Origin of the sequence: [Clostridium] aminophilum DSM 10710 (genome assembly GCF_000711825.1) — a bacterium.
Lineage (GTDB): Bacteria > Bacillota > Clostridia > Lachnospirales > Lachnospiraceae > Clostridium_R > Clostridium_R aminophilum.
The window spans coordinates 25,696-37,754 of record NZ_JONJ01000020.1 but is presented as its reverse complement, the minus strand read 5'-3'; the positions used below and the strand labels follow the sequence as shown (position 1 = coordinate 37,754).

The window sequence follows — 12,059 nt, the reverse complement described above, 5'->3', positions numbered from 1 at the left end:
AGAGAACGATCCGCGGATTCTGCATTGGCAAGAAGAACTGGGTCATGATCGATACCATCAGTGGAGCGAAAGCCAGCGCTGTCCTATACAGCCTGGTGGAAACAGCCAAAGCGAATAACCTTAAACCCTATGAGTATTTCAAATATCTGTTGGAGCAGATCCCCGAGCATGGTGAGTTCGAAGATAATTCCTATCTGGAAGATCTTCTTCCGTGGTCAGATAAACTGCCGATAGAATGCAGACAATCGAAGTAAAAGACTGTTTCAGCCATCCCTAAGTGGGATGGCTTACTGTTAACCAAGCACCCACTATTTACCGTTTACGAAACCACAGGAAGTACAGCGCCCTTTCCTATAGTCCAAAAAAAGAGCCGGACAAGAAGCCGGCATCTCAACCAGCCATCTTATCCAGCTCGTTATTTCAAATTGAATAACTCACCCTCCGATGACGTTCACATTCTAACATAAAAAACCGCAAAGTCAACACCTATCCCCTGAGACCTTCTTTATGTGGGTTTAAGCTTTGCAAAGGTTCTTCCTTCCAGCCGCACTCTCTTATGCGGTTCTGATTGTCTCACCGTTTTCCGCCAGGCGGAATGAAAAATACTCTTTCCCGGTTATCTTTCTCAGGTTTTCGGTCAGAATCTGAGCAATCGCCTTGAGACGGGATTCCGGAAGATTATATTTTACATGTCGCGGAAGAATGATCTCTTTCGGGATTCGATTGATAAACGCATCGGTACAGAGAGCTTTTCCAACCTCCGAAAACACGCCGCCCAACTTATGTCCCAGGCAGAATTCATTTTCGTACTTCTCAAAATCCCGAAGGTCTTCTTCCATCGCATTGCAGAGCAGCGAACTGTTGTAGTCGTAGAGCGGCGCAAACCGCTTGATCTCAAACGTGTCATTGTCCACAATAAAGCCGAAATTTCCAAGATGTCTGTCCTGATTCATCACGATCGAATCGGTCAGAAACATCTCTCTGACTTCTTCTGTAAATCCAAGGTTTTCACAGAACTGAATCACATCCTTGATCGTGTAATTGGTCCTTGTTCCGGCCAGATAGCGATAGAACGGCATATATCCTTCCTTCTCGCTTGTAAAGATGCCGCATACCGAACAGAGATTATCCTTAAACCGTTCCAGTTCATACGGCAGAACCTCCTGTTTAGCCATCTGCCGGAGAATATACGAAGAGATGTATTCACTGTACGGCTCTAACCCGACATTTGCAGCACCCTTTAATCCGGTTTTATACAGGAAGATATCATCCTCCAGACGCCGCCAGCACTTGGGAAATGTCCCCTCTGCCGTGACCTCCGGGCTTGTCGGCGAAAACTCTACGTTCTCAAGATTCGAATCAAACCCTGTTGTCTCCGCAACATCCGAAAAAGGATTACTGTAATAGTTTGCCTTCTCCCATGTCAGATCGGATGACGTATCTTTTACCCATAAAGCATCATTTAACGAGAGGGCATGGGTGAGATCGATAAACCCCTTGGTTTTATCGATTCCCCACTCTTTCAGCCATCTCTTCATGTGGTCTTTATGTTTTGCAAAGTTTCTTCCTTCCAGCCAGGCGGTCATCCAGGTATCGATATCCTGATTCCGAATCGCTTCTCTCAGCAACGGGATCGCCGGAGTGTCCGCTTCCGATGCCGTCTCAATGTTCAGGACACGGATCTCATCACCCAAAGGATTCTCTTTTATCTCGAATTTTACAAGAGGTCTGTTCTTGTCCATCAGGTAATAACTGTTCATACCGTTTCCTTTCCCCAATTCGTCATATTGCCATTCATGTTTCCCCTATTGTAACATGAGTTTTCAATATACTACCTCTTCTACTGATCAAGTTTTCCATTTTCGATGTAGGATGGATTAAGAAATCGAGTATCTAGACTATCTTTTGAATATGACATTAAGGGTGATTTGAATATTATTATTTTAAACACCTTATCGAAATAATCCATGTTAAAATACCAACTACTTTTTAATTAAATGGAGAAAAAATGAAAGCGCTTAAGATCATATGGGTGATTCTTGTTCTCATTACAGTTTTTAGTCATTGTGGAAATAACGATTCTTCGAATTATTCAACAGCCCAGAAATTAGGTTACTCTGAAAGAGAATATAATGAAGTATACAATCAAATTAAGTATGGAAAAAAAACATATCACTAAAACCTTGATCATATATACGCCTTAGGTCAAATACTATATTGGTTTTGTTTTTCCATTCAAAATAGAGGCACCGGTGGTAAACTGTTCCTGATCTCATGAGCTGTCACACGGCTGCTCTCTTTGTCTGTCGCTGGACTGCGCAAGTTTGTGTCATTGTTACGTTTGATGTTTCCGCCGGGAATACTTCCCGGCGGAAGCAAATATTACTCACTCGTTGCGAGCATTTCGTGATCAGCCACATAGCTGACCATGTGATCATCGATGAGGCGCTTTTGGTATACATAAGGCTCTTCTCACAGATCCGATTAATCATGCGAGGAATTCTCCCTGCAGATTTTCGGATCCGATTAGTTCTCGGCTTCATCTAACATCTTAATTATCTGTTCTAATTTTTCCCACGCTTCATGATCTCCACCAATGGCTTTTTGCCGTAGCTGTTCTGCATATGTATATAGTTTCAAATGTGTAGGGGCGTCCTCATCACCATTTTCTGCTGCTTTTTCCATCCATTCTATCGCCTTGACAAAATCACGTTTTACCCCCAAGGCTTTCGCATAATACAGGCCTGTGTTAAACTGTGCCGTTGCATATCCTGTTTCTGCAAGTTTTGACCACCAATAAAACGACTGCTCATAATCCTGATCGGTCTCCTCCCCGTTCAGATATGCCATTGCAGCCGCTTCCATCGCATCTTCATCGCCGTCTTCAGCCGCCTTCAATATTTCCTCGAAAGTTCTATACGGTTTTCCAAAAAAATTCTTTGAGTATTCATTAAAATACGGTCTGCACATTTCTGTGCCAAAGATAGTTGTGCATGCCATTTTGGGTCGGTTTTTCCCCACAACGCGTTTCGCTAGGAGTTCTTCATCCTGTAACGTTATAAGAATCCCTTCATTTTCCAAGTCCAAATCCGGAAATTGCGACATAAAATCATGATCAATTGCATTTTTATACAGCCCATAGCCCGACCGCATATAATGCAATAATATGTTTTCCGTGGTTTCGTCGTCTACTCCCTCTTTGGATTCCAGATCAAAAGTTGTTCCGTCCTTATGAACTTTCATTTGAAAACTCGCTTCATCGTATATTCCAAGATGACTTCGATAAAACACCTGTACTACGGTAAAATCATCTTCCGATTTTATAACAACGTGTACCGGCTCCTCTATATTTTCAAAGCTGAAATCAGTTCCCTCATCGAAAGCTATCTTTTCTTTAAGATACTTTCGTGAAAGCCAGACCATTGTTTCAGCGTGAAGAAAAAACTGAATGTTAGAAACTGTTTTCATGATTATACTCCTTCCTATCCCTTCGAGAACCTTCCAACGCTGCTCAGCCGCTGATCCTTGTCAATCACTAATTCGATTAGTCATCCCACAGAAGCAAACGTTCTTCGGTCGTTACAACTCCTTCTTTGAAATCGATAATATAATACTTCTGATCGTTGATAATATATTTCATTTATTTTGATTCCAATTAAATTGTCTGCAGGTCCTTTCGTTCCATCCCGGAGTCTTCATTGTTTCAAATGATATACTTCCTCAGATCCACGCCGTTCTTCTGTGCCAGTTCCACCAGTTCCCGGTCCGTCAAACGTTCAACCTTGGTCAGCTCCATCACCGCCATGGGGAATCCATTGAACATGGCCGTGCCATAATTGTCTTTCATATCTTTCCGTAAGCGGTTCACATCGATTTCATGCTCTGCCATACTGAAACCTCCCTTACCCCCAGTTTCCTATGGGTTCTTCTTGCCGTCAGACACTACTTCAATATTATTTCCCTGACCGCGAAGCCAAATATCAACACCATCGCCGTAAACTTCGGCGCTCACAAGCCATCCGGCTTCGTCGTGTCGTACGATCTCCGCGGTGGGGAGTCGGTCAAGAACAGCCTCTATACTCAAGCCCTTATAAAGGAATAATATCTTCCTCAATTCACCGCCGAACATAAACTGGATCCTTTTCCGGAATTCTCCCTCCTCAAATCTCTCCGCATATGGAATGCGAAAATGCTCATCAAGCACCTCATATTCTGCTATACGGTCAATGCGGTAGATCGTAGGAAACGGACGCTTGGGAACATCCGGCATTTCTTCGCTTTCCGATATAAAGGCGCAGAGATAAAAGTAATACTCCGAAAACATGATCCCTACTGGCTGGATCAGTCTCTTGACTTTATCCGGTTCTTTTAACTTCCGGTAGCGGATCCGCATCAGCCTGTGCTCATACACCGCGCTGCTGATATCCCACATATCGTCCAGAAATTTCTTCCCATGATGAGGTTCCAAATAATGGAATTTCTCATTTCTAATCAAATCAGCCACCTGTTTATGATTCCTGTTCTGAACACCACATTGAAGCAGTTTATCTATAATCGGGAACATTTCATCCCGTGTAAGAGAACGGCTTTCCAAAAGAATCTTACATACCGTCAGTATCTCACTGTTGGTGAGACTCTTTTTCTGACTCCGGGCCAGAACATAGCCATGCTTTGCCCGATCATATACCAGTTCCCTGTTGGATTCGGGATCCTCGGCAAAATACGTTCTTATGTCATCGAGATCCCGCTGTATGGACCGTTCGTTCACGCCAAACCGGTATGCTTCATCTGATTTTACCAGGATCTCCCCATCGTTTAACCTGTTATACAGATTGATGATCCGTTCAACCTTTTTATCCAAAATCTCTTCTCCTGTCGGGGGATCACCCATTTTGATTTCTCTTGTGATTCTTCATGAATGCTGTTTTATCAGTATTCTGGAATTTGACCTGCTTTTCTTCAGCGTAAAATCAAAAATTCTGCCGGAACCTCAGGCACGCTGAAGAACGGTATTTTACCAGTCCTCCAGATCCAGCACTCCTCCATCGCATAATACGGATGTCTGTCCTGCGCTCAGCTCTTTCAACTTCAGGAATATCCTTGCCGTCGTGATGGCATCAGCCAGCGCACGGTGCGCTTCCGGGTTCTTGATGCCGAGAAATTCGCCCACAGTGCCGAGTTTAAAATCTTCGCCTGTGTAACCGATAATTTCCTTCAGTTCCTTCGCATACCTCCATACATCGAAATGCCTGTTGGTGTATATCTGATTGCTGTATCTCCCTGCTCTCTGAATGAACTGACCGTCAAAATTCACGCTGTTGAAGCCAACCAATACATCATCCCCGACAAACTCCATGAAATCGGGCACAACTTCCCACATCTGACGCGCATCTTTCACATCTTCCCTGGTAATACCGGTCAGTTCCGTAACAAAGTCCGTTACGCTCCTCTTAAAGGGTTTCACAAATTCCCGGAAGATGAATTCCTCCGACTCCCTGATCTCGCCATTTACGACTCTGACGGCTCCGATCTCAATTATGCTGTCTGTCGCCGGGTGTATTCCGGTGGTCTCAAGATCAAATGCAACAAAGCTGTCAAACGAAGGATCCCTTGTTTCGATCAGTTCCGGATACTCTCCTTTTGGAATCGGCTCAGGATATCTTCCGCCTCCCGATGATTTGGTCGACGATATGTCAACATCGATTCCTATTGAACTCATAAACTCCCTATATTTCTCAATTGCTTCCGCTTTCCCTTCCTTCGGATTCGGTAAATATTCACCTTTCTTCTCCGCATCGGCCGCAGCACGCCGCTTTTCATGTTTTGCCAGCAGATCGTCAAATGTTCGAATCGCATCCTTGTTGTCAACAGCCAGTGTCCTCCCGACGCTCATGGCATCCTCCGCTTCATCGTAACGTCTTGTCTGACAAAAAAACTCCGCTATAACATATGCTGCCTGCCACACATTCAACGGACGGTCTAGCAGGTCTAATGCCAGCTCATCCGCTTCGCGGTATCTGTAATCCTGATACAGTGTTTCCAACATCAGGCCTTTAAGCCGGATCCGTTCTGTTTTTCCCAGTTTTTCTGAACCGATGATCTTGTCATAGACCTGATAGAACCATTCCTTACTTGCTCTCGGCACGCGGACACTGTCCCCGACGATGCTGTGGATCTTCTGCCATTCTCTCTTCGGGCTGGGAAGAAAATCAGCAACAGAAAATGCGACATTTTTGAAATTAGAAGGGTATGTCATTTCTGCAGCTGCTTTTTCCCATATCTGATCTGCCCTTGGCTCCTCCCCGTTGTCCGGATTGTATGCGATGATCCTGTTGCAAAGATCCTCTATATCTGTCTTCGCTGCGCATTCCCCGCACAAACATCCGTCATATTCTTTTCCGCAACATAAACATATAGCCATAATCTACCTTTTTTCACACACATACCTCATATCACAATACTCACAAGCGTATGTATTCTGTGCCTTTAATTCAAATTTCTTTGCTTCAATATTCTGTACTGTCCGGGTGATCTCCTGTATTGTTTCATCTATAGCATTTCTGCTCCACTCGAATGAAATGATCGGATCCCCATCCAGTGTGCCGGTATAGTACAGATGCATTCTGCTGACCTTTTTACCATATCTTTTCTCGATCAGGTACGCATATATCTCCAACTGTTTTTTGTAATGATCGATCCTGTGAGGATTATCCCTGATATCCGGTTTTGGACCAGTCTTATAATCGACGATTTCGACCGTATCGCCGTCTCCCTCAACAAGATCGATAATTCCTTGGAGAATATAATCGTTTAGGACAAGATTGATCTCTTCCTCGGCTTTCCATACCTTTCCAAGCTCATTTTTTCTATGCCTGAAATACCGGATCACCTGAGACAACGCTTTTTCCTGTTGCTCATCTGTCAGCGAATAGCCGGTCTGCTCCTGCATACTCCGATAATTTAAGGAGAACCATTCTTTTATGGCTTCTTCATTTACCCTGTCTTTCTCTCCGTTGATAATGCATTTGTTCATGTCTTCCAATGTGGCATGAACAAGAGAACCAACAGAGGTATGGAACATCTTGTTTTGGGCAAATCCATACTCTTTATAGAACTTGTATTGCGTCGGGCAACCATCATAAAGTCCAATATGCGAAGTGAATGAATATACCCGTCTAAACCTGAGTGACCTGACCTTCTCAAATTGATCTTTTTTGTGAAACGCCCCCGTTTTGGGAAGCTCCCCGAGCATTGTCCCAAAATATTTCGGATCATCCTTCTTTGTTGCAAGCACGAGCATATTTTGCGCCCGCGAGAAAGCAACGTAATACAATCGCCAAAAGTCGTAGAACCTGATATATTCTCTCGGTTCGTAAGGCGGGCGATGAAAATATCTGCACTCCGCCGAGTACATCAGTGGGTCATATTCTTTCTTTGGCACATTCCCCAGTGATCCAACAACTACCACGGGAAATTCCAGCCCTTTCGATTGATGGATCGTCATAAAGGAGATGCATCCGGAAGGAGCATAATTGGCTTCATCCTCATACTCTCCAACCCCATCCACATACATATACTTCAGATATATATTGAACAGCTGCTCTGCAATCATCTCCTTGTTAGATCCTGTGATGTGATGCATATTGTGGAGAAAACTGAACCGAGCTATCATTCGGGATATTTCAGAAAGGTTCCGGGCACTCCTGCTCACATTCGGTTTTCCCGTTATATCCACCTCAAGATAACGTCGAAATGGTTCAAATGCAAACAGCCTGTATAATATATCGAGTAACCCTTCTTCGCTGTCATCAGAAAGATCCCGTATCTCAGTGGTCCACTGCTCTAAAAATCCCTTCAGCGCATCGTCGTCCCGGATCAAAGTGACTGCCTCCCTGCGGCAGGCCTTATAGTATTCTTTTAATTCAGAACTGATCGGATATCGAAATGAATCATTTTTCAATCCTTGGATATAATGCGGAAAGCAAAACATGATGCAGCCAAGCGCCTGTTTTACTTCCGTTCTCTCAAAAAACATCTCCGATCGCGGAGAATATACCGGAAATCCATTGGCTTCAAGGAATTCTGCGATTTCCCTGGCTTCTGATCCTTTAACCGATCGAAACAGAAACGCAATCTGATTCAGATCTGTTATATTTCCATTTGTCTTTAGTTTTTTTACAAAAGCCAGCACCTCTTCTTTTTCAGCCTCAGGAGACGCTCCTGCGCATGCATATACTGCAGGAGCATCGCTTTTCCCCGTTTTACACGCCTTCAACCGCTTCGGGAAACGGTATTTTCCCCAGTCAAAACAGCCGGCTCCCGAATCAGCCATCCACGAACTATAGAACCGGATTATCCCCGGTTCTGATCTGTAGTTTTCGTCAAGATAAATGACCTTGCATTCATCTTTCTGAAATCTGTCCGCAAACTCCAGAATATTCCTGATGGTCGCCCCCCGGAATCTGTACATTCCCTGATCGTCATCACCCACTACACATATATTTTGCGACTTGCCCGCCAACTTTAAAACAAGCTGTTCCTGAATGTAGTTTGTGTCCTGGTATTCGTCTACCATGATATATCGGATCTTTTCCTGAACCGCCTGAAGGATCCTTTCATCTCTGTCGAGCATATCCAGCGTTTTCGTCTGAATCGATGAAAAGTCCATTACATTCTTACGCGCAAGCAATGATCTGTAACGGAGGACAAGTTTTCCCAGAAACCGCAAATCCTCATCTTCGTCTTCAGACATTGCCTGAACGTCAACCCGCTCCTCCATCATCTGGTTGACATATCTGCATATCTTCATGGAATTTTTCCAGTCTTCCTGTTTCCGAACATTTTCTGTCGATGCAATATGTCCATTAAAACCTCGAAGATGGCAAAACTCTTCCATATTTCTGCAAACGATGTATGCCTGCTCAAAGGCGTCGATCACTCGACTCTGCTTATTACCGGACAGTTCTTCAGAATACTCCTTCATGAGCCTTAAACAGACACTGTGAAAAGTTCCTATATACATATCATTGATATTGATCTTGCAATCGACATCAATGCTCATAAACTCATCAGATATTCTGGTGAGCAGTTCTTTTGCTGCTTTTTCGGTAAAGGTAACAACCATGATCGAAGACGGATCTGCATTTTTCTCAAACACGAGATACGCGATTCGTTTAACAAGCGTGTAGGTTTTTCCGGTTCCCGGACCGGCTATGATCAGCATTGGTCCTTCCGTGTTGGTTATCGCCTTTTTCTGACCGTCATTCGCCCCGCTTAAATCTACCATTGATCAATCTCCACAAATTTCATAGTTTGCACCTATTGCCCTGGCAAAATCAAGAATTTGATCTATCTTACCCTTATTGGCAAAGAATTTTACGGTCGTACCGTTTTTTTCATCGACGACTACCGCCTTTTCCGCTTCCTTTCTGTCCTGAACAGGAATCTGATCCGCATGATCCAGTCCGACCCTGCTCATCGCCCGAGCCAACTCTTCGTGCTTTTTTTTCGCTTCGTCTACCGACAGTGTAGCCGCATATACCTCGAGCAAACTGTCGATGAACGGAGAGTTCATGTCCTGAATTTCATTGATATCTCTCACTGACTGATCGATTGCCGCAATCATCTCTTCCTGATATTTTGCATTTGTTGTGGTCTTATTCAGCCATTTCGGATCCAGTATCTTTTCAAATAAAGCATCTGCATACTTACCCAGATCTTTCGCCTTCTTGTCGTAGTAAGCGCGGATTTGTTCCTCTTTCGCCTGCTTTTGACGCTCGGTAAAATCCTTAACTACCGCATCGATCTGCGTTCTCTGCTCCTCGATCATAGACACAAGTTCTTTGATCTGCGGCTCCATGACAGAATACGGGGCCAGACATCTTTCCTTATATTCTTTCCGACGGTCTTCCACCATTTTTTTTGCCTTTGAAAGCGTCGCTTTGTCAGCCTTTGCCGACTTAATGGTCTCATCGGTATACACAGTGGTCCTGTAAACTTCCAACTCCAATTCCAGTTCACTCTTAATTTTCGCGAAATCCCACGTGGAAATGTCTTTCTGCTCTAAATCAACGATCTGCAACTCATTCATAATCAATCTCCATTATTGTTTTTTTCTTTCGCACCTAAAAATATAATCATCAGGAGCTAATCGTCTGAGACTTCCAAGAATAATAGTCTTTTTCACGACAGTGAAATCATTCGTATGTATTCTTAATTAGCCTTTACGCATTCCCTCTCCCGGTCTTTTGATCTGAGCTCTGATAAAAAATTCTCTAATTCCTCACAGTTATCCACATGATGTTCTTTCGCCAACAATATATACTTTTCGCACACATCCTCAGGCAGCCATGACTGATAGTTATAAAATACTCTCAAAACATTCTTATAATTCACTCCCTCATATAATCTCCAGTCATCAAACAATTCCTCCCAGAATTTTTTTTCTCCAACAGCGTTTGCAAGAGCTTCCCCCACAGAAGGGAAAAGTTTTCCCCTTAGGAACCGCCAACTACAACCAAATTCTGATGACACCGAAAACTCCGTGATTTCCCCATACTGTCTATTTGAGAAAGGATATCCCACATACCCATCAAATTTCATGTCTGGATATTCTTTCCGAAACCAATCTATTGTGCTAGTTAATATGCAATCCCCATTCAGAGCGAGTGTCCCATTCTCGTCACAAAGTAGATTCAATGGGGATATTGTTATATTAAATCCCTCCTCAACAAGATTAACGGAAATTGGATTCCGATAATACCAAAACTCTTCAATGAAGTCATCCACATCTTCTTCGCAAGCAGAAGTCAATTTCCTAATCTCGTTGTCCCATTTCTTTCTGAAAACTGTTTGAAATGCATTACTCGCCTTGATCGCCGTTTTCTTATCGGTTTTAAATTCAATCCGGGACTGCCCATCCATTCCCGCGTTTGAAAGAATCCATAATGTCTCCCCTAATACAAAGTCATCCTTTGTTGAATCATTGTGAGAGATTTCATCCGTGCTGTTTGGATCATTACTTTGCAATTCATAATCTCCGACATATTCCAACATAGTTTTTTTTAGTTTTCGTTTTTGTTTAAGGTAAGGGTGACAAAGCAACTCTGCTACCAGTTTTTTCGATAAAAGTTTTTCTCTTAGCATCAACTCAAAGGAAAAGGTTCCCAGTTCTTCCGCAAACTTATTCTCATTTTCCTTTATATAATCAAAGTAACTGTCCTTATATTTTTCGATTTCTGTGATCCCTGCCTGCATTGCATATAGGAACTCAAATGTCACGTCTTCTTTATAACCCGCCGGGATATCGTCAAGCGGTCCTCCAAGATATATACCGCTCCCCAGATCATGTATAAGATCACGGTTATAAAATGCAAAATGATAATCATGCCAAGAATCCAGGACATACCAATTTTCATCGTGATCCAATCCCTGAGAGAAGTATTTTCCATATCCTCTCATAGCTTCATATTCATCGAAATAACAGCTCTCTATTTCTGTGTTCAATATCTCTTGTATGCTCCTCGGAAGATATACAATAAAAAGATATCCATTATCCCCACAGAAAGCATCTCTGTTTATTCTTGTCACTCCTTCCGGCACTTTATATTCTGCCGCTCTCTTTCTCGCGGGATACGCCAACAACTCTGTCTTATCATAATTAAACAGCACACCCTCAATGACCGAATAGGTTTCCGATCTTCCTACACGGAATTCCCTGATTCCACTCCCTTCAAAAGCTTTCGATTTTATTTCTGGATTCCCTTTTATGGTTATTGACCCAATATATGGGCACCTAAAGAATGCTTCACTTTCTATTATTTCCAGGCTTTCCGGAAGAACGATCTTTTTAATGGACGCAACATCTGAAAACGCGCCTTTCTCTATTATTCGTATTCCCTCAGGAATATAGACTTCAGAATCAGTTCCCTCGTATCTAAAAAACACACCCTCTTCTTCGCTGTATCTCATCATTTTTATTTTCCTCCCATGCTGCCTAAAGTATATTCCTATCTTTTTTGTCTTTTGCTGAGTCGTTTACCTGGCGGGGACCTGGGTTA

The 12,059-nt window shown here is 43.1% G+C and carries 9 protein-coding genes; 1 reads left to right on the top strand and 8 read right to left on the bottom strand.

Annotated elements, in window-relative coordinates; all coding sequences use genetic code 11:
- Positions 1 to 254: transposase domain-containing protein (locus BR86_RS0112735; protein ID WP_031474474.1), on the top strand; the 254-nt coding region annotated here is incomplete at its 5' end.
- Positions 255 to 554: 300 nt separating this feature from the next.
- Here the strand turns inward: BR86_RS0112735 and BR86_RS0112730 are convergent.
- The 8 genes from BR86_RS0112730 to BR86_RS0112685 all read right to left on the bottom strand — a co-directional run bounded on the left by BR86_RS0112730 (position 555) and on the right by BR86_RS0112685 (position 11,973).
- Positions 555 to 1,760, bottom strand: a complete 1,206-nt coding sequence (locus BR86_RS0112730) for a HipA domain-containing protein (protein WP_031474472.1) — start codon at positions 1,758 to 1,760, stop codon at positions 555 to 557.
- A 766-nt stretch (positions 1,761 to 2,526) separates the two neighbouring features.
- Complete coding sequence (locus tag BR86_RS15350) at positions 2,527 to 3,468, bottom strand: tetratricopeptide repeat protein (RefSeq protein WP_051684808.1); 942 nt, start codon at positions 3,466 to 3,468, stop codon at positions 2,527 to 2,529.
- Between the two features lie 235 nt (positions 3,469 to 3,703).
- Positions 3,704 to 3,889 carry a hypothetical protein gene (locus BR86_RS0112715; RefSeq protein ID WP_031474468.1) on the bottom strand — a complete coding sequence of 62 codons (186 nt, stop codon included), beginning with the start codon at positions 3,887 to 3,889 and terminating at the stop codon, positions 3,704 to 3,706.
- Between the two features lie 27 nt (positions 3,890 to 3,916).
- Positions 3,917 to 4,861: a helix-turn-helix transcriptional regulator gene (locus BR86_RS0112710; protein WP_330372145.1), complete on the bottom strand. Its 945-nt coding sequence runs from the start codon at positions 4,859 to 4,861 to the stop codon at positions 3,917 to 3,919.
- A 153-nt stretch (positions 4,862 to 5,014) separates the two neighbouring features.
- The gene (locus tag BR86_RS0112700; RefSeq protein ID WP_081844272.1) at positions 5,015 to 6,421 is read right to left on the bottom strand and encodes an exonuclease domain-containing protein; all 1,407 of its coding nucleotides are present in this window, start codon (positions 6,419 to 6,421) and stop codon (positions 5,015 to 5,017) included.
- A 3-nt stretch (positions 6,422 to 6,424) separates the two neighbouring features.
- Positions 6,425 to 9,286: an ATP-dependent helicase gene (locus tag BR86_RS0112695; RefSeq protein WP_031474462.1), complete on the bottom strand. Its 2,862-nt coding sequence runs from the start codon at positions 9,284 to 9,286 to the stop codon at positions 6,425 to 6,427.
- A 3-nt stretch (positions 9,287 to 9,289) separates the two neighbouring features.
- Positions 9,290 to 10,090, bottom strand: a complete 801-nt coding sequence (locus BR86_RS0112690) for a DUF1351 domain-containing protein (protein WP_031474460.1) — start codon at positions 10,088 to 10,090, stop codon at positions 9,290 to 9,292.
- Between the two features lie 122 nt (positions 10,091 to 10,212).
- The gene (locus BR86_RS0112685; protein WP_031474458.1) at positions 10,213 to 11,973 is read right to left on the bottom strand and encodes a leucine-rich repeat protein; all 1,761 of its coding nucleotides are present in this window, start codon (positions 11,971 to 11,973) and stop codon (positions 10,213 to 10,215) included.
- Between the last annotated feature and the right edge of the window lie 86 nt (positions 11,974 to 12,059).

Excerpts from the sequence above, each read along its gene's own strand:
- BR86_RS0112685 (WP_031474458.1), bottom strand. The coding sequence starts at position 11,973 with ATGATGAGATACAGCGAAGAAGAGGGTGTGTTTTTTAGATACGAGGGA.
- BR86_RS0112695 (WP_031474462.1), bottom strand. The coding sequence starts at position 9,286 with ATGGTAGATTTAAGCGGGGCGAATGACGGTCAGAAAAAGGCGATAACC.
- BR86_RS0112700 (WP_081844272.1), bottom strand. The coding sequence starts at position 6,421 with ATGGCTATATGTTTATGTTGCGGAAAAGAATATGACGGATGTTTGTGC.
- BR86_RS0112730 (WP_031474472.1), bottom strand. The coding sequence starts at position 1,760 with ATGAACAGTTATTACCTGATGGACAAGAACAGACCTCTTGTAAAATTC.
- BR86_RS0112715 (WP_031474468.1), bottom strand. The coding sequence starts at position 3,889 with ATGGCAGAGCATGAAATCGATGTGAACCGCTTACGGAAAGATATGAAA.
- BR86_RS15350 (WP_051684808.1), bottom strand. The coding sequence starts at position 3,468 with ATGAAAACAGTTTCTAACATTCAGTTTTTTCTTCACGCTGAAACAATG.
- BR86_RS0112690 (WP_031474460.1), bottom strand. The coding sequence starts at position 10,090 with ATGAATGAGTTGCAGATCGTTGATTTAGAGCAGAAAGACATTTCCACG.